The following is a 17,349-nucleotide window of genomic DNA, read 5'->3' on the forward strand; positions in this document are numbered from 1 at the left end:
AGGCGTTGAGCTAACCCATACTAATTGCCCGTGAGGCTTGACCATATAACACCCAAGCAATTTGCTGACCCGATACATACAGGGCACCAGATTGCGGTGTGTGAAGACGCTATGAACCGAAAGTTCGCACAACACACAAATCTATCGCATACCCATTCGCTGGCACGTGACCGCAAGGCACGCACCGGCTACCGAATTTCTTGACGACCATAGAGCATTGGAACCACCTGATCCCATCCCGAACTCAGCAGTGAAACGATGCATCGCCGATGGTAGTGTGGGGTTTCCCCATGTGAGAGTAGGTCATCGTCAAGATTAAATTCCGAAACCCCTATCTGCTGATGCAGGTAGGGGTTTTGTTTTGCCCGCAATAAATTGCGCCGAGGCTGCGAATAAATTTGCACAGTTATTTTCAAGCCAGCGCACTAGAATAGTTTCCACCTTAGCTGAGCCAGAGCTCTTTATGCCCGATCCGTTTGACGCCCCTCGGTTGTCAGATCTGCCGTTGGATGACTTGGTGGCGTGCCATGAGTGCGACCTGTTGATGCGCAAGCCCCAGCTTGCCCATGGCGAAAAAGCCGAATGCCCGCGCTGTGGGTATGAGCTCTACGCTCACCGACACAACGTAGTCGAACGCAGTCTTGCCTTGGTCATTGCCGCTCTGCTGTTGTATGTGCCGGCGAACTTTTTACCCATCATGCAGCTCAATCTACTCGGGCAGTCCTCCCAGGACACCGTTTGGAGTGGCGTGGTCGGCCTGTTCAATACCGGTATGCAAGGTGTATCGGTGGTGGTTTTTCTGTGCAGCATGGGTATTCCGCTGCTCAAACTGCTTTGCCAACTGGCCGTGTTGCTGACCATCCGCTGGAACATCGGCCGTAGCTACGGTTTATTGCTGTATCGCATTTATCACCATTTACGTGACTGGGGCATGCTGGAGGTTTACCTCATGGGCGTGCTGGTGGCCATCGTCAAGTTGGCAGACATGGCAGCCATTACCGTGGGGCTTGGTCTGGCGTGTTTTATCAGTTTGTTGCTGGTTCAGGTCTGGCTGGAGGTGGTGATGTCGCCGCATCAGATCTGGCAAGCGTTATCAGGAGAGGATGCCCATGCGGGCGATTGATGCCGGTATTCTGATCTGCACGGAATGCCATGAGTTAAACCGGCAGGAAGCTGACGTCGATACACAAACCTGTACCCGTTGCGGCGCCCTGGTTCATCCTCGTCGCCCGAACAGCTTGATGCGGACCTGGGCGTTATTGGTCACCGCCGCGATTCTCTACATTCCAGCCAACATGCTACCGATCATGACCATCAACTCGCTGGGACAAGGGGCTCCGAGCACCATCATGGCCGGGGTTATCGAGCTGGTTCAACACGGGATGATTCCGATTGCCGCCGTGGTGTTCATCGCCAGTATCGTCGTTCCGACCTTCAAGCTGATAGGCATCGCCTTGTTGCTGTTTTCCGTGCAACGGCACCAGCCCATGTCTGCGCGGCAACGCATCCTTATGTACCGTTTTATCGAGTTCATTGGGCGCTGGTCGATGCTGGATATTTTTGTGATCGCCATATTGGTGGCGGTAGTGAATTTCGGCCGGCTCGCCAGTGTCGAAGCCGGTCTCGGTGCAATCGCTTTTGCCAGCGTAGTGATTTTGACAATGATTGCCGCAGTAACTTTCGATCCCCGACTGATTTGGGATAACACGGAGTCGGATGACGACCATGACTGATTTGCCTACCGCTAAAACCCGACCGGCTTCGAACTGGTCCGCTATTTGGGTCCTGCCGCTGATTGCCTTGATTATCGGCGGCTGGCTCGGCTGGCGCGCTTATAACGAAACCGGCATCGAGATCAACGTGCGCTTTGAAAGCGGCGAGGGCATTCAGGTCAACAAGACTGAAGTCGTTTACAAGGGTATGCCGGTTGGCAAAGTGAAGTCCCTCAAGCTCGATGACGAAGGCAGCTCGAAAGGCGTGGTTGCGACCATTGAGATGAACAAGGACGTCGAGCAATACCTCAAGACCGGGACACGTTTCTGGCTGGTCAAGCCGAGCGTGACCCTGGCCGGGATCACCGGCCTGGAAACCCTGGTTTCCGGTAACTACGTGGCCATCAGCCCGGGGGAAGGGGAGCCGGTCCGTAAATTCAAGGCCTTGGCCGAAGAACCGCCGCTATCGGACGCCAAGCCCGGTTTGCACCTGACCCTCAAGGCCGAGCGCCTGGGTTCGCTCAACCGTGGCAGCCCGGTGTTCTATAAACAGATCCAGGTCGGACAGGTGAAAAGCTACCTGCTGTCCGAGGACCAGGGCACGGTCGAGATCAAAATCTACATCGAACCGACTTATGCCAGCCTGGTGCGTAAACATACGCGTTTCTGGAATGCCAGCGGCATCAGCATCGATGCCAACCTGTCGGGCGTCAAAGTGCGCAGCGAATCCCTGGCGAGCATCGTGGCCGGTGGTATCGCGTTCGCCACGCCGGAGAGTCGCAAGGACAGTCCGCCCACGGACCCGAGCCTGCCGTTCCGTCTTTATGAAGACTTCGACGCAGCCGCTGCCGGCATCCGCGTGAAGGTCAAGCTCAGCGACTTCGAAGGATTGCAGGCCGGTCGTACCCCGGTGATGTACAAAGGCATCCAGGTGGGCAGCCTGAAGAACCTCAAGGTCGATCCGGACCTGTCCAGCGCTACCGCTGAATTGACCCTCGATCCACTGGCTGAAGATTACCTGGTGACCGGCACCCAGTTCTGGGTGGTCAAGCCGTCCATCTCCCTCGCAGGGATTACGGGCCTTGAGGCACTGGTCAAAGGTAACTACATCGCCATACGGCCCGGTGATAAGGGCGGGGCGCCGCAGCGCGAATTTGAAGCCAGGCCAAAGGCGCCACCGCTGGACTTGCGTTCGCCTGGGCTGCACCTGGTCTTGCTCACTGAAAATCTGGGCTCGCTGGAGGTCGGCAGTCCGATTCTCTACAAACAGGTCAAGGTTGGATCGGTGCAGAGCTACCAGTTCTCCCGCAAGAAAAAGCAGTTGATCATTGGTGTGCACATCGAGAAGGAATACGAAGGTCTGGTCAACGGATCGACCCGGTTCTGGAATGCCAGTGGGATTACGCTCACGGGTGGTTTGACGGGGGGTATCCAGGTCAAGAGCGAATCGCTGCAAAGCCTGATGGCCGGCGGCATTTCTTTCGAGACGCCGGAACCCAATGTGCCGTTGAAAAGGCGCATCCCACGGTTCCGCCTGCATGCGGACCGCGAAGCCGCGCAACAGAAAGGCACAATAGTGACGATCAAGGTCGATCGTGCCGATGGTTTGCGCAGCGGCACGCCGATCCGCTTCAAAGGGCTGGATGTGGGCAAGATCGAGGACGTGGACCTCAGCGCCGACATGCAATCCATCCTGCTCACTGCACGTATTACCGAAGTGCCGGAACGTATTGCTCGGGTCGGCTCTCAGTTCTGGGTGGTCAAGCCCGAACTGGGGCTGATGAAGACCTCGAACCTGGAGACGCTGGTGACCGGGCAGTACATCGAAGTACAGCCACCGGTGAAAAACCTGGGGCCGCAGAAAAACTTCGTGGCCCTCGCCAGCCCACCGCAAAACGCTGTCCCTGAAGCCGGTCTGAGCCTGGTGTTGAGCGCCGCTCGCCGTGGTTCGTTGAAGACCGGCGTGCCGGTGACGTATCGCGAGATTACCGTGGGCAAGGTGACCGGCTATGAATTGGGCCAGACGGCGGACCGTGTGCTGGTCCATATCCTCATCGAGCCCAAGTACGCGCCACTGGTGCGTAGCGGCACGCGGTTCTGGAACACCAGTGGCTTCGGCATGGACTTCGGGTTGTTCAAAGGTGCGACAGTGCGGACTGAGTCGCTGGAGACGCTGATCCAGGGGGGCATCGCTTTTGCCACCCCGGATGGCGAGCGGATGGGCAACCCGGCGCGACCGGAACAGACCTTCCCGTTGTTCGATCAGTTTGAAGAGGAGTGGCTGACCTGGGCGCCGAAAATCAAGCTGGGTAAGTGATTGGGGAAGTCAGGCTGTTCTGCCGCCATCGCGAGCAGATTTGCCCCCACCCAATGAGTGTCTTGCCGGATTGTCACGAACGACGCTAAACCTGTGGGAGCGAGTCTGCTCGCGATGATCCTGAAAAGCCCACCGCAATGAAAAAGGCCGCGATCCATTGGATCGCGGCCTTTTTTGTGTCCGGCTGTTCACCTCAAACCGGATCCAGCTCCGGCTCGTCGGCCTGCACGTTCACCGTGGCTTTCACCGCATCGTGACGGCGGATGTACTTCCAGTCTGCCTCGTCGATGTAGATGCCGTTGGGGCCGCTGCCGCCTTCCAGGTCGATGGCGACGCTGGCGCAGACTTGCGGCTTCACACTGGCCAGGATCGGCACAAAACCCAGCTGCAAACTGGTTTCCAGCAGCGCGGCCTGGTTTTTCTCGTCGATGTCTGCCGCTTCGTCAAGGTAGTACGGCAGACGCACGCGACCGGCCTGTTCGCGGTCCATCAGGTGCAGCAACAAATACATGTTGGTCAGCGCCTTGATGGTCATCGTGGTGCCGTTGGACGCCGCGCCATCGATATCGGTGTGGATCACTGGCTGGCCGTTGACCTTGGTGATCTCGAAGGCCAGTTCGAACAGGTCCTTGAGGCCGAGCTGGTTGTGGTTGGCCGCCACCAGGCGGGCCAGGTATTCCTTGGCCTCTTCGTTCTTGTTGTCCTGCTCGGCGCTCTGGCTGAGGTCGAACACCGACAGGGTCTCGCCTTCCTCGTACTGGCCGGCGCTGTGGATGATCTGGTCGATGTGCTTGAGCGCTTCCTTGTTGGGGGCCAGAACGATCCGGAAACTCTGCAGGTTGGAGACCTGGCGTTTGTTGATCTCGCGGTTGAACAGCGCCAGTTGATGCTCGAGGCTGTCGTAGTCGCTGCGAATGTTGCGCAGGGTCCGGGCAATGTCAGTCACCGCCGCACGGCGCGCCTTGCCCAGGGTCAAGGCTTCGTCGGTGCGGTGGGCATAGGCGTTGATCAACAGTTGCAGGCGGCGCTCCATGTCGTCTTCGCTGTCGAACTTGGCCACGCCCTTGAGGCGGACCTGGGCGTACAGCGCTTCGATCTGGCCATCGACCCGCAACAGACCCTGCCAGCTGTCCTGGTAGTCATTGAGCAGCGGCAACAGGTTATCCATGGAGTCGTCGACGGGGTCCATGAACGGCGTGCCAAACGGCAGATCCGCTGGCAACAATTGACGACGGCGCAGGGCATCGTCGAGGGTGCGTTGCTTGGCTTCCATGTCGGCGATCTGCCGGCCCACCAGTTGCAACTTGGCGGACAGTTGCTGGACACGTTCAGTGAACGCATCGCTGGAGCGCTTGAGTTCGTCCTGGGCGGCTTCCATCTGCGCCAGTTGTTCGAGCTTCTCGCCTTCTTCGGCGCTCAGGGTCTGCGTGCGACGGAAGTCTTCCAAGGCTTTTTGCGCATCCAGCACCTGTTGGTACAGCGCCTCGGTCTGGGTCTTGCTCGCGGCCCGGTCGGCGGCCACGGCTTGTTGGGTCTTGAGCTGCTTGAGTTCTTTTTCCAGGCGTTCTTTCTGGTCCCGCAGCGCGGCACGATCGGCCAGGGCTTGCAGGGCCGGCGGTTCGATGTGGGACAGGTCGATGGACAGGCCCGGGACTTCGAAACGCTCACCTTTGAAGCCGTCGAGGATCAGTTCCATGGATTTGACCCACTCGCCGTTCTCGTCCAGCGCGATACCGTGTTCACCCAGGGGCAGGCTGAACAGCGCACTGTTGAACAGGCGCATCAGGCGTTCGACGTCCTGTTGCGAGAATTCTTCCCGCAGGCGGGCGTAGCTGTTGTTATCGGCGTGATCGAGTTGCTGCTTGACCGACTTCAGGCGTTTTTCCAGATCCCGCAGGCGCTCATCCAGGTCTTCGGCGCTGAACTGCCGAGACTGGGCGAGGGCACCGGCCAGCTCATCGTGAGCATCCTTGGCCGCGAGCAGTTGCTGCTCGAGGACCTTGACGTCATCCACCAGGGCGAAGCGGTTCTTGAGCACCGACAGCTCGCCGAGCCAGCGCTGGATACCGCTGATTTCCCGCTCCAGGCGCATCAGCTCCTGAGTGCCGCCGCGCTGGTCGTTCTGCAACGAATCCTGTTCGTTGCGGTAGTGTTCGGCCTGGATGGTCAGCTCTTCCTTGCGCGCACTGGCGTAGTCCGACCAAGTACCCAGCAACGAGTCGAGCAACGGTGACAGGCGATGCAGTTTGCCGCGTAGGACATCGCGCTGCTTCACGCCATTGGCCAGCGCTTCCACCAATGGACCGGCGGCCACCAGGGAGTTGTAGTCCTGTTCCATGCGTCGTACATCGCGGAAGGCTTCTTCGCACGCGGCGATGTAGTCCACGCTACCGGAACGCAGGCTGTGCTCGAACGCGTCGAGGAACAGTTGCTTGAGCTTGGCCGCGGTAATTTCGCGCATGTGCAACAGGTTGATGAACAGCGCGCGGAAGGTCTTGAGGCTTTGCTCGCTGGTGGAGCGCAGCGGGATCAGCGTCAGGTCCAGCGGAATCGAGGTATGACCGCCCACCAGCAGGCGGCGCAATTCATCGGGCTTGAGTTCGTAGGCTTTGAGGCCTTCGCGCTCCAGATTTGTAAACAGCTCTTTCTGACGCAGGCAGGTGTCGTCTTTCTGATAATGGGCCAGGTCCAGCTTGCCAGCGTAGGCAAAGAACTGGTGGCCAAAACCGCCGCCAGGGCCGCGCCCAACCACACCGATCACATGCGGGCCGTGGGGCAGGGCGACTTCCACCAGGATGTAGCTGGTGTCCGAGGCAAAGTAGAACCGCCGGGATTGCTCCAGGCTGTACTTGCCGAAGCTCATGTCCGACATGCGCGCCAGGATCGGGAACTGCAAGGCGTTGATCGACGCGGATTTACCGAGGTTGTTTGCGCCGTACACCGACAGCGGTTCTTCCAGCGGGAACAGGCCCAGGCTGTAGCCGGCGGTGTTCAAAAGGGCAAAGCGGCGGATGCCGTAGCGTTCCTTGCTCATGCGTCGGTCTCCTGTTCTTCGGCAATGGCACGGGCCAGTGCGTCTTCTTCGCTCTCAGCCTCAAAGGGGCTCAGGTCCAGCGGATCGTCGGTCTGCAGCAGTTTTTCGTCGCTGTCTTCGTCGATCAGTACCGGCGCAGGCAACGGCAACACGCTGTGCAGGCTGGCGGCCAGGTCGCGGTCCTGCTGGACCGACAGGCAGACGTCGAGGAAACGGTGCATCGGTGGCAGGAAGCGGTAGACACCGTTCTCTTCGCCGGCAAAACCCAGTTGGGTCATGCGGCGCATGATTTTTTCTTCCAGCTCTTCCTGGGTCTGCACTTCGGCCTGAAGGAACAGGTCGCGGTACTTTTCCAGCAACGAAGGCAATTCATCGCGGCCCAGGCTACCACCGTCGAGCACGGCAATCGGGTCGCGGCCCTGGTCTGCCAGGTGCTCGACGAGAATGAAGGTGAACAGCGCCAAGCGTTGGGCAGTCTTGTTCACCGCGGCGGCGGCCAGGTCTGGCACGAAGTAGTAGAAGCCACGGGTATCGCACACCAGTTCGAAGCCCAGGGCCTTGAACAGCGTGCGGTACTGGTCCTGGAAGTTGGACAGTTGCGCGTACAGCTCCGGGTCACGGCGGCTGACGTGGTAGCCCTTGAACAGCTCGCGAAAGATCGGCGCCAGCTGGGACAGTTCGGATAGATCAAGATGCATGGGGGATGCTCGCAGAATCCTCGGCGGCGCTGTCGCGGGCCGAGAGCAGGGCGAAGGAGCGCAGGCTGACCTGATGCTCGTGAGTGTGATAGTCGCGGCGTTCCAGACGCTCGCGCTTGAAGCGTTTTTCCCGCGACAGGCGGGAGAACCAGTACAGCAATTCGTCGGTGGCGCCGTCCGGCTCCTGCTCCAGCAACCAGCTCATCAGGTCCGGCATTGGCAGCGCGTCTTCGCAACGCTCGACCATCTCACGTACGGTGCGCGGCGCGCGCGGCGCCTCGCCACCCTTGTGGGTCTTGTGGGATTTGGGGAAACGCGCCGGTTTCGGCTCGAAACGGGCCAGGGCGTACACGTAGGCTTCGACCTGGCTGGCGCTGCCCAGGAAGGTGCTTTGCGGCCGGGTGAACAGCGGCATGGCGGCCTGCGGCACGGCATCGAGGCCTTTGCGGCGAATGGCGGCCAGGGCCAACGCGGCGCCACGGGTCACGGCGTTGTGGCGGCGGGCCTCTTCGCGCAGCGGCAACAGCAACTCACGGGCATGGCGCAGGGTCAACTGGGCGCTGGTCTGCATCTCGAGGATGCGCGCGTGGGTGCGCAGCAGCATGTCGTCGTCCACCAGGTGGCCGAGGCGCTGCTGTTCGGTGAGCATGCGCAACAGCACATTCTCGACCTTGCGTACGCCTTGCTCGAACGCGCCGTCGGCGTTCACCAACTGGATCATTGGTTCGACGTATTCGTCCCAGGTCGCCAGCACTTCGGCGTAGCGCTGGCGCAACGGAATCTGCCGGTCGCTGGTCTTGGCCCGTTCGGCCACCGCTACCAGGGCCTGTTCGTCGTTGGCGAGTTTCTTGAGGACGTCCCGCACACGCATGTCCAGCAGGCGCAGCTGGCGGGCCAGGTCGTTGCCGTCGCGGATGTCGAACGCGTCCTGGATGTAGCCGGCCAGACGCTCGAGGTGGCGCAGGTAAGCTTCGATTTCCAGGCACAGGCCCAGGCGGTGTTCGCGGCGCAGGTAGGCGAGGAAGTCATGGATCTGGGCGTTGAGCTCGAAACGGTTCGGGCTTTTTGCCACCGGTACGAGGATGTCCAGGCGAATCCACACGTCCAGCAGATTGGTGATGTCCTGGGGCGTGCTGTCCAGTTGTTGGGCGGCCAATTGTGAACGCAATTCGTTGAGGCTCAGGGTGCCCTGGTCGAAGTGCTCGCACAAAGGTTCCAGCAATGCCCAGTGTTCAGCGAGGGCGCGCAAGACGCGCTTGGGTTCGATCATCGCAATGGCCGTCGGGTTGGCAATTAAAAGGGGCGATTGTACTGCATCAGGCCGGTTGCGATTCACCCCTGAGACGGACTGTCGGTTGAATCGCTCAACTATTGATTCAACAGGGAAGCGATCTGTCTCGAAGGGCGGTAGAATCCCTCCCACTTTCAGTTATCCACAAGTGGCCGACCCTTGCTTATCGAGTCCCGCCGCCGCGCCTATCTGACCGCCATGCAGGTGGTCAACTGGCTGCCGCGTACCGAATTGCCGTTCGCCGCCCCGTCGCGGGCCGAGCTGCTGGAAACGCCCGAGCCGATCGAGATCGAGCCGGTCGTGACCGCGCCCGTGGCCAGGACGGTTGCCGAGCCGGTGGCGCCCGTGGTCGAACGGCCGAAGATCGAGGTTCCGCGCCCGAGCCTGGCTTCGACCCGCACCAACGCCAAACCGGTAGAGGCCGCCGATGAGACCCCGGCCCCGGTCAAGGCACCTTACGTCGCACCGCCGCGTTTTGCGCTGCAATTGCTGCGGGCAGGGCGTTGCCTGCTACTGGTGGAACTGCCCACGGGCGAACCGTTTCAAAGCCGCGATCCGGCGTATCTGTTGCTCAAGGACATGTTGCGTGCCGCCGGTCTGCCGGACAGCCCACAGATCATTGGCGAGCCGGTGCGCTGGCCGTTGTTGTCCCGCGGGACCATGGACCAGGGGCCGGAAGCGGCACGCGATTTTGTCCAGGGTTTTGTCTCGGCGCGGCTTGAAGACGAGCCCTGCGCGTGCCTGTGGCTGATCGGCCTGCCGGCGGTGAAATTTGCTGGCGAGGTGGATGCGCAAGCGTTCAATCGCGAACTGCAGGTCGAAGGCCTGGGCTCGGCCTGGGCGTTGCCCGGCCTGGAATTGTTAATGGAAACGCCACAGCGCAAGGCTGATGTCTGGCAAGCCATGCGCCGGCTGATGGCGCGCTGGAAAGAATCGAATGAGTGACGCTGTATCGTTCCGCCCGATGACCGAGGCGGACCTCGACGCTGTGCTGAAAATCGAATACGCGGCCTACAGCCACCCCTGGACCCGAGGCATCTTCCTCGACGGGCTGGGCAAATACCAGATCTGGCTAATGTTCGAAGGCCAGCAGCCAGTGGGCCACGGCGTGGTGCAGATCATCCTGGATGAAGCGCATCTGCTCAACATCACCGTCAAACCGGAAAACCAGGGGCGTGGCTTGGGTTTGCGCCTGCTGGAGCACTTGATGTCCATTGCCTACAAGGCCGAGGCTCGGGAGTGCTTCCTGGAAGTGCGTGACAGTAATCGCACGGCCTTCCGGTTGTATGAGCGCTACGGCTTCAATGAAATTGGCCGGCGGCGCGACTATTACCCTGCGGTGGGCGGACGCGAAGATGCGGTGGTCATGGCCTGTACTTTGGTCGATTGAATTGCACGTGCCCCCATGTGGGAGCGAGCTTGCTCGCGATGAGGGCAGCACATTTAACATTAATGCAACCTGACCCACCGCCATCGCGAGCAAGCCCGCTCCCACAGGGGATCTGCGGTGAACTCGGATCTTGCGATCAGCGCTTGCCATCCAGTGGGTCGATATCGGCCATTTCCGCTTCATCCAAACCGTCGCCCCCGCCAATATCATCTTCATCCACCACGCTGAGATCCCAGTCGGCCTGCCCATCGTCGCCGGCTTCATGGGCGTCCCGGGCGCCGTCTTCGCGGATCAGCGTTTCCGGGCTCATGTCGTCGTCGGTGGCTTCGTGATCATCCATCGAGGCCCCTGTCAGCCCGGCTTCACGCACGCGTTCACGAGGCATCAACTGCTCGCGTTCGTTTTCCGGCAGTTCGTCACCGATTTTCGCACTGGGCTCTTGTTCGTCGAATTCCAGTTCATGCATCGAGCCCATGCGGTCTTCGTTATCGTCGATGGGTTCCGGTTGCACCGCGTCGAAAGGGCGTCGTGAATCATTCATGGCAATTCCTCATACTGTGGGGCTTACTGGGTGGACCCACAGCCGTGGCGAGAATTCCAACGGCATTCTGGACGTGACCTCGACAGGCGGTCGTCTGTCAAAGTTGCGCACTATTCTCGAGGGCTAGATAGCATGAACGAATTACAAGATCTGATTGATAACAACGCACGCTGGGCCGATGCGATCAAGCAGGAAGATCCTGACTTCTTTTCCAAGCTGGCCCGTCAGCAAACCCCTGAGTATCTGTGGATCGGCTGTTCCGATGCGCGGGTGCCGGCCAACGAGATCGTCGGCATGCTGCCCGGCGATCTGTTCGTGCACCGTAACGTGGCCAACGTGGTGCTGCACACCGACCTCAACTGCCTGTCGGTGATCCAGTACGCGGTGGACGTGCTCAAGGTCAAACATATCCTGGTCACCGGGCATTACGGCTGTGGCGGTGTGCGAGCCTCGATGCAGGATCGTCAACTGGGACTGATCGACGGATGGCTGCGCTCGATTCGCGACCTCTACTACGAGCACCGCGAAACGTTGGCCCAATTGCCGACCGAAGAAGAGCGCGTGGATCGCTTATGCGAGCTCAACGTGATCCAGCAGGTGGCCAACGTCGGCCATACCAGCATCGTGCAGAACGCTTGGCATCGCGGGCAGAAACTGTCGATCCACGGCTGTATCTACGGGATCAAGGACGGCCGCTGGAAAAGCCTGGATACGACGATCAGCGGTTTCGAGCAGTTGCCGCCGCAGTATCGGTTGCGCCCGGTCGACGCGCCCTGATTCGGCTCATTCAGTCGCGATGACAGCGGCGACGCCAGTGCCTCAGGAATTTCATCCCTCGCTCGTTGGGCGGTTCGTCATAGCCTGTGATCCAGCCATGACAGTTGGACGAACCGCACCGGCAGGCGAACTGTCGATACAGTTTCTGTTCGGTACTGGCGTAATCCATCGTCAGGCAGTCACCTGCCTCGATGCTGGTCAGCGCCCATAACCACAGTTCGCTCATGTCCAGGAAAACATTCGGGCTGCAGGAGTGCTGCAGCAATCCGGTGAAGCGCGGGTCATACATGTGGATGTCCGGCAGGATCTGCAGTGTATGCAGGCGTCGTCGGCTCACGATCAGCCCCGATACCCTGCACATCCTTTCCAACGGCGCAAACCGCCTGCGGGCGACGATGCCATTGCCGCGGCCGTTAGTCGTCTGGCGCACTTCGAAATCGCGCCTGGATGGATAACCCATGCGCGTGCTGAGTTGTTTCTCGGGATAGATGCCGTCCCGGCTCGCTGAGAAAGCGTTGTCTACAATGAGGGTGGTCATGACGGTCCCTGTCCCGTAGGACGCTCGGCCTTCTGGCGCTGGCGATCCTGCCAGCGGTCGTTGAAACCTGCCCAGCTTCGCGCAACCGTGAAACGACATCTACTGTCGACTCTGACAGGAGCCAAAGGCGCTTTCCCGCGTGAGCGCAGGCTTACGCGGGAAAGCCCTTGGGGTTTACACCGCGTCAGGCAGCGCTGGCATGGGGACTTTCAATTGTGGAAGTTGTGATTTGATCGCCGGCTCCGCGCATTTTTTCGCCGCTTCGTCCGCAGACAGCTTGCGGATCGAGGTATAGAACAGCTCACAGGTTTCTTCCTTTTGCGTGACCTGCCAGGTCTGTGTGCATTGGTTCAATTGCGCCGTCGGATCGGTGCCCGGTTTGCTGCCCATGCCGGCTTGCCAGCACGCAGCGCTCAGGTCCTGGCCCATGACTTTCAAACCTGCCGCATCCGCCTTGGCCTGGTCACCGTCGTAGCTGTCAGGATCGGCGGCGTACCAGATGTAGCTCGGGTGGTTGGAACCCAGGACCGGGACCTTGACGCCCGCAGACGGAGTAATGGTTGCCAGGCCGAGCACGTTCACGGTCTGGCCGTACTGTGTCTTGATCCAGTTCCGCACGGGAGCGCCGAAGGCCACCATCGGCAGCGTTTCTCCGCTGGTGTTCTGGCTGACCTCCTTGACCATGGTGGTCTGGTAATCGTTGAAATAGTCGTAGACCCCGCCCAGCGCCTGACCGGCATCGGATGGGGCGGCGATTGGCGCGATGTCGATGATGGTCTGGTAGGCCGGGGTCTGTTCGGCGGCGATGCCGTTGGCGGTCAGCAGCGTGGCCCAGCGATCGGTGGTGGCCGATTCCAGGTAATCCTGCGCCTGGGTCAGGGAGTAATCCGGCGGGAAGTGCAGCAGCTCGATGCTCTTGCGATTCTCCAAAGCCATGCCCAGCGGCAGGAACAGGTACCAGTCGTAGGCCCATTTGTTATCGCTGTTGAGTTTGCTGGCGCCGTTGTACGCCAGGTCACCGGCGTCGAGCAGCGCAGTCAGTGGTTGACCGTAACCCTTCGGCACCCCACTGATGCTGGCATAGACTTTATCGTTATCGCGTTTGACGCTGACCTTGGCCGTGCTGTAGCCATCACGTTGCACACTTTGGCTCAGGTAATGCTCGACGGTCTGTTCCAGCGTCCAGTCGCGAAAGCAAATGACGTTGCAGTTATTGGGATAAGCGAAGAGACGGGTGACGCGTTCGGTACTGCCAAGGTATACGTCGATGTCGGCGGCGTGGGTGGCGGCACTGAAGGCCAGGGTGGCAAGAGAAAGTACGGCGAGTTTGGACATGCTCAGATCCTTTTCAGCGTGTGGACCCCTCGAACAGGGTGTAGCCATACTGAAACAGACCGGAGCGAAGAAAAAGTGGGCCGACGAAAATATCGGCCCTTTTTTATGGCTTTATGGCATCACCGGTGGCAGATAAGACAATGTCGTCCCCAGCGCCCACAGCAGCACCAGCACCAATGGCGTGTGAACCAGTAATTGCACGAAGGAGAAACCGATCAGGTCCCGGGCCTTGAGCCCCAACACCCCCAGCAACGGCAGCATGTAGAACGGATTGATCAGGTTTGGCAGCGCTTCGGCGGCGTTATAGATCTGCACCGCCCACCCCAGGTGATAGTTCAGATCATTGGCCACCTGCATGACGTAGGGGGCTTCGATGATCCATTTGCCGCCTCCCGATGGAATGAAAAAGCCCAGCACCGCCGAGTAGGCGCCCATCAACACGGCGTAGGTATCGTGGGACGCGATCTGTACGAAAAAGGTGGATATGTGATGGGCAAGTGTCTGGGCGTCGCTGCCCTTGACCGTGGTCAGCAGCGCGGCAATCGAGCCGTACAGCGGGAACTGGATCAGTACGCCGGTGGTGGTCGGCACCGCGCGCGCCACGGCATCGAGAAAGCTGCGCGGCCGCCAATGCAGCAACGCGCCAAGCATCAGGAACAGGAAATTGTAAGTGTTAAGCCCGGAGATGGCGCTTATCGCAGGTTTGGTCGAGAACTCGTGGAACAACCAGCCGGCGGCCAGCAACGCCAGGGCAATGGTCAGCAGCGGGCTATGTTCCAGCCACTCTCCCGGGCGGGTGCGAGGCTGCAACGCCGGCATGCTGAAGCTAGGGTCTATCCCGCAGGCGGCGGCGTCACGGGCACTGTTCGGGCCGGGAGCGGTGGCATAGGCCACGATCAGCGAGATCACGATCAACGCCAGCAACATCACCCCGGATTGCCAGAGAAAAATGGTCTGGGTGAACGGAATGACCCCAGTAATCGACAGGATCGACGGTGGCAAACTGGCCGGATTGGCCTGCAATTGCGCTGCCGACGAAGACAAACCCAGTGCCCACACCGCGCCCAGGCCCAAGTAAGCGGCGGCGCCGGCGGCGCGATAATCCATTTTCAGATCGGTGCGACGGGCCAGGGCACGTACCAATAAACCGCCAAATACTAGGGAAAGACCCCAGTTGAGCAGCGACGCGACCATGGAGATCAGCGCGACCCAGGCCACCGCAGAGCGGCCGTTCTTCGGGATGCGGGCCAGGCGATCGATCAGTTTGACAGCGGGCGGCGAGCTGGCGACCACGTAACCGCCGATCACCACGAAGGCCATTTGCATGGTGAACGGTATCAGGCTCCAGAAGCCATCGCCGAACGCCATGGCAGCGGCCGTAGGCTTGGCGCCGATAAACAGTGTCGCCACCGCTACTACCAGTACCGCCAGTGCGGCAAACACCCAGGAATCGGGGAACCAGCGCTCGGCAAAACTGGAACAGCGCAAGGCGAAGCGGGCGGAACGGCTGTCTTGGATGTCGGTGGTCACGGCAATTACCTCGGTTTTTATGGTTATGGGAATTGGGAGCGGCCTGGTCTTGGCGGTCAGGCGCCAACACTGGAACACTCCAGTGACCATGGAGGTTAATCCGGGTTCGCGAGCGCGCAGGATTATTTTCAGAAGCGGCCTGTGGTGCTCTTTAGAAAAAAATCGGCGAGCCGATGGCAAGAGAACAGGCCACCTAACTCTCCTGCTCTCGGAGCATGCCCATGTTCAACAAACGCTTGAAGCAGGAGCTTTCGGCTCTTCGCCAGGAACTGTCCAGCCTTATGCAGGTGAAGGAGAGCCTGGACCGCGAGATGCTGGCCCTCACGTTGGATGCCGACGGGCGGGTGCAAACGGTCAATCAGAATTTCCTCGACGAAATGCATTACAAGGGTCAGGACCTCATTGGTCGGTCCGTCGAAGAGCTGGTGCCGGCTTACCTGAAATCCAATGAGTTCCAGTTGCGTTTCAAGACGGCGCTGACTCGAGGCGAGCATTTCTCTGGCGCCGTACGGCTGCTCCGGGGCAACGGTAAGGAAGCCTGGTTGCGTTCGATCCTCCAACCGGTACGGGCGACTGATGGGCGAATCCGCTATTTCTCGATGTATTCCAGCGACCTGACTCGTACCATCGAGGCGTCGCGCGAGCATGAAAACCTCATTGGTGCGCTGGTGCGTTCCACGGCGGTGATCGAATTCGACCTGGGCGGTCACGTACTGACAGCCAATGATCGTTTCCTCAATGCCATGGGTTACAGCCTGGCGCAGATCAAGGGCAAGCATCACCGCATGTTTTGCGAACCGGAGGAATACAACAGCGCCACCTACCAGCAATTCTGGCAGCGTCTCAATAGCGGCGAGTTTGTGGCCGGTCGCTTCAAACGCCTGGACAGCAACGGCCGTGAGGTCTGGCTGGAAGCCTCTTACAACCCAGTGGTCGATGCCAACGAGCGACTGTACAAAGTGGTCAAGTTCGCCACGAACATCACCGATCAGGTCAACCAGGAAAAAGCCGTCGCCGAGGCGGCCGGCATTGCCTACAGCACCTCGCTGCAAACCGACAATAGCGCCCAGCGCGGCACTGCCGTGGTGACCCAGGCCGTGGGCGTGATGCGCGACCTGGCCCGGCATATGCAAACCGCCGGCGAAGGCATCGAGGCCTTGAATGAGCAATCCCTGGTGATTGGCACCATCGTCAAGACCATCAGCGGCATCGCCGAACAGACCAACCTGTTGGCGCTCAACGCGGCCATCGAAGCCGCCCGGGCCGGTGAGCAGGGCCGGGGCTTCGCGGTGGTGGCCGATGAAGTGCGGCAACTGGCGTCGCGTACCAGTCAGGCCACTGATGAGATCGTCGGCGTGGTTCGCCAGAATCAGGACATGGCCCGCAACGCCGTGGCACTGATGACCGACGGCCAGCACCAGGCCGAACAGGGCCTGGCCCTGGCAGCGGAGGCGGGGACGGTGATCGTCGAGATTCAGGATGGAGCGAAGAAGGTGGTCGATGCCGTGAGTCAGTTTGCCAATCAGTTGTCGACTTGATTTGTTATTATCGTTTTTTACATATTAATTATTGTTTTGCGATAATTTCGACGCTATGGTTTGCGCTTCCTTTGTTCTGTGGAGCCTCCCATGTCTTCGAATCGTCTCGCCCTGTACAGCCAGCGCATGGCTGTCATAACCCTTGTCTTCATTATTACGATGATGGTCCTCAACGCCGGTGTCTGGTTGTTTCCTGACGTTGCTGCAGAATATGGTCTGGGCTTTGCCCTGACCGAGCGACAGCTGTCGAGCTTGTCAGCAGAGGCTATGCGATTGACTGGCTGGCAATGCCTTGGCGCAATGCTGCTGTCGAGCATACCGCTGCTGGCACTGGCGTTTGGGCTGGCCCATCTGCGGCAGTTGTTCCAGCGATATGCTCAAGGCGAGTACTTTTCCAGCGAAGCAGCCGTTTGCCTGGGGAAGGTAGGTCGCGCCGTGGCGCTGTGGGTGCTGCTGGATTTCCTGTGTGAGCCGTTTCTCAGCCTGCTGGTGACGATCAACGCACCGGTCGGCCAGCGATTGCTCACCCTCAGCGTTACCGCTCCGTCCTTTGTCGCGTTGTTTCTTGCTGCCTGCATTGCAATCATTGCCCGTATATTGTCCCGGGCCAGTGAAGTCGATTCAGAAAACCGAACTTTCGTTTGAGAT

At 59.9% G+C, this 17,349-nt stretch carries 14 protein-coding genes, 1 rRNA gene and 2 pseudogenes; 10 read left to right on the top strand and 7 right to left on the bottom strand.

All coding sequences use genetic code 11. The features are described 5' to 3' along the window. Positions 1 to 199: 199 nt before the first annotated feature. From rrf to AAIS01_RS06740, 4 genes are all read left to right on the top strand, one after another. Positions 200 to 315: ribosomal RNA gene (gene rrf, locus AAIS01_RS06725) — 5S ribosomal RNA — on the top strand. Between the two features lie 148 nt (positions 316 to 463). Further along, a complete protein-coding gene (locus AAIS01_RS06730; protein ID WP_047229370.1) occupies positions 464 to 1,123 on the top strand; it encodes a paraquat-inducible protein A in 660 nt (219 codons plus the stop codon). Continuing rightward, a complete protein-coding gene (locus tag AAIS01_RS06735; RefSeq protein WP_343468369.1) occupies positions 1,110 to 1,733 on the top strand; it encodes a paraquat-inducible protein A in 624 nt (207 codons plus the stop codon). Before AAIS01_RS06730 ends, AAIS01_RS06735 begins: the two co-directional genes overlap by 14 nt. Beyond that, positions 1,726 to 4,029, top strand: a complete 2,304-nt coding sequence (locus AAIS01_RS06740) for a PqiB family protein (protein ID WP_343468370.1) — start codon at positions 1,726 to 1,728, stop codon at positions 4,027 to 4,029. The genes AAIS01_RS06735 and AAIS01_RS06740 overlap by 8 nt, the downstream gene beginning before the upstream one ends. Before the next feature lie 193 nt (positions 4,030 to 4,222). On the opposite strand, the gene mksF is transcribed toward AAIS01_RS06740, so the two are convergent. From mksF to mksB, 3 genes are read right to left on the bottom strand one after another with little or no spacing between them, the layout of a single operon-like run. After that, entirely contained in the window at positions 4,223 to 7,063 is a 2,841-nt protein-coding gene (gene mksF, locus AAIS01_RS06745; protein ID WP_343468371.1) for an Mks condensin complex protein MksF, read from the bottom strand. After that, positions 7,060 to 7,761, bottom strand: a complete 702-nt coding sequence (gene mksE / locus AAIS01_RS06750) for an Mks condensin complex protein MksE (RefSeq protein ID WP_343468372.1) — start codon at positions 7,759 to 7,761, stop codon at positions 7,060 to 7,062. The genes mksF and mksE overlap by 4 nt, the downstream gene beginning before the upstream one ends. Further along, a complete protein-coding gene (gene mksB / locus AAIS01_RS06755; RefSeq protein ID WP_343468373.1) occupies positions 7,751 to 9,031 on the bottom strand; it encodes an Mks condensin complex protein MksB in 1,281 nt (426 codons plus the stop codon). The genes mksE and mksB overlap by 11 nt, the downstream gene beginning before the upstream one ends. Before the next feature lie 180 nt (positions 9,032 to 9,211). Between mksB and AAIS01_RS06760 the strand changes: the two genes are divergently transcribed. Continuing rightward, positions 9,212 to 9,997 carry an energy transducer TonB gene (locus tag AAIS01_RS06760; protein WP_343468374.1) on the top strand — a complete coding sequence of 262 codons (786 nt, stop codon included), beginning with the start codon at positions 9,212 to 9,214 and terminating at the stop codon, positions 9,995 to 9,997. Further along, positions 9,990 to 10,442, top strand: a complete 453-nt coding sequence (gene rimI, locus AAIS01_RS06765) for a ribosomal protein S18-alanine N-acetyltransferase (protein ID WP_343468375.1) — start codon at positions 9,990 to 9,992, stop codon at positions 10,440 to 10,442. Before AAIS01_RS06760 ends, rimI begins: the two co-directional genes overlap by 8 nt. A gap of 136 nt (positions 10,443 to 10,578) precedes the next feature. On the opposite strand, the gene AAIS01_RS06770 is transcribed toward rimI, so the two are convergent. Then, positions 10,579 to 10,983, bottom strand: coding sequence for a serine kinase/phosphatase (locus AAIS01_RS06770; RefSeq protein ID WP_092402544.1), 405 nt, complete (start codon positions 10,981 to 10,983; stop codon positions 10,579 to 10,581). 132 nt (positions 10,984 to 11,115) lie between these two features. Between AAIS01_RS06770 and can the strand changes: the two genes are divergently transcribed. After that, complete coding sequence (can, locus tag AAIS01_RS06775) at positions 11,116 to 11,760, top strand: carbonate dehydratase (RefSeq protein WP_092402542.1); 645 nt, start codon at positions 11,116 to 11,118, stop codon at positions 11,758 to 11,760. 10 nt (positions 11,761 to 11,770) lie between these two features. Here can and AAIS01_RS06780 read toward each other — a convergent pair whose 3' ends face one another. From AAIS01_RS06780 to AAIS01_RS06790, 3 genes are all read right to left on the bottom strand, one after another. Beyond that, a complete protein-coding gene (locus AAIS01_RS06780; RefSeq protein WP_343468376.1) occupies positions 11,771 to 12,298 on the bottom strand; it encodes an SET domain-containing protein in 528 nt (175 codons plus the stop codon). Positions 12,299 to 12,472: 174 nt separating this feature from the next. Beyond that, positions 12,473 to 13,633: a hypothetical protein gene (locus AAIS01_RS06785; RefSeq protein WP_343468377.1), complete on the bottom strand. Its 1,161-nt coding sequence runs from the start codon at positions 13,631 to 13,633 to the stop codon at positions 12,473 to 12,475. 111 nt (positions 13,634 to 13,744) lie between these two features. Further along, on the bottom strand, positions 13,745 to 15,163 hold the full coding sequence (locus AAIS01_RS06790) for a short-chain fatty acid transporter (RefSeq protein ID WP_076386741.1): 1,419 nt from the start codon (positions 15,161 to 15,163) through the stop codon (positions 13,745 to 13,747). Between the two features lie 311 nt (positions 15,164 to 15,474). Here AAIS01_RS06790 and AAIS01_RS25655 point away from each other — a divergent pair. The 3 genes and pseudogenes from AAIS01_RS25655 to AAIS01_RS06800 form a co-directional block, all read left to right on the top strand. Then, positions 15,475 to 16,161 (top strand): annotated as a pseudogene (locus tag AAIS01_RS25655) (PAS domain-containing protein); the annotation flags it as partial. 108 nt (positions 16,162 to 16,269) lie between these two features. After that, a pseudogene (locus tag AAIS01_RS25660) lies at positions 16,270 to 16,701 on the top strand (methyl-accepting chemotaxis protein); the annotation flags it as partial. A 90-nt stretch (positions 16,702 to 16,791) separates the two neighbouring features. Next, complete coding sequence (locus AAIS01_RS06800) at positions 16,792 to 17,346, top strand: DUF2975 domain-containing protein (protein ID WP_343468379.1); 555 nt, start codon at positions 16,792 to 16,794, stop codon at positions 17,344 to 17,346. Positions 17,347 to 17,349: the final 3 nt, after the last annotated feature.

The sequence above is a fragment of the Pseudomonas halotolerans genome, assembly GCF_039581215.1.
Taxonomy (GTDB): Bacteria; Pseudomonadota; Gammaproteobacteria; order Pseudomonadales; family Pseudomonadaceae; genus Aquipseudomonas; species Aquipseudomonas tehranensis.

Excerpts from the sequence above, each read along its gene's own strand:
- mksE (WP_343468372.1), bottom strand. The coding sequence starts at position 7,761 with ATGCATCTTGATCTATCCGAACTGTCCCAGCTGGCGCCGATCTTTCGC.
- AAIS01_RS06740 (WP_343468370.1), top strand. The coding sequence starts at position 1,726 with ATGACTGATTTGCCTACCGCTAAAACCCGACCGGCTTCGAACTGGTCC.
- mksB (WP_343468373.1), bottom strand. The coding sequence starts at position 9,031 with ATGATCGAACCCAAGCGCGTCTTGCGCGCCCTCGCTGAACACTGGGCA.
- mksF (WP_343468371.1), bottom strand. The coding sequence starts at position 7,063 with ATGAGCAAGGAACGCTACGGCATCCGCCGCTTTGCCCTTTTGAACACC.
- AAIS01_RS06730 (WP_047229370.1), top strand. The coding sequence starts at position 464 with ATGCCCGATCCGTTTGACGCCCCTCGGTTGTCAGATCTGCCGTTGGAT.
- AAIS01_RS06780 (WP_343468376.1), bottom strand. The coding sequence starts at position 12,298 with ATGACCACCCTCATTGTAGACAACGCTTTCTCAGCGAGCCGGGACGGC.
- AAIS01_RS06735 (WP_343468369.1), top strand. The coding sequence starts at position 1,110 with ATGCGGGCGATTGATGCCGGTATTCTGATCTGCACGGAATGCCATGAG.
- AAIS01_RS06785 (WP_343468377.1), bottom strand. The coding sequence starts at position 13,633 with ATGTCCAAACTCGCCGTACTTTCTCTTGCCACCCTGGCCTTCAGTGCC.
- AAIS01_RS06770 (WP_092402544.1), bottom strand. The coding sequence starts at position 10,983 with ATGAATGATTCACGACGCCCTTTCGACGCGGTGCAACCGGAACCCATC.
- rimI (WP_343468375.1), top strand. The coding sequence starts at position 9,990 with ATGAGTGACGCTGTATCGTTCCGCCCGATGACCGAGGCGGACCTCGAC.
- AAIS01_RS06800 (WP_343468379.1), top strand. The coding sequence starts at position 16,792 with ATGTCTTCGAATCGTCTCGCCCTGTACAGCCAGCGCATGGCTGTCATA.
- can (WP_092402542.1), top strand. The coding sequence starts at position 11,116 with ATGAACGAATTACAAGATCTGATTGATAACAACGCACGCTGGGCCGAT.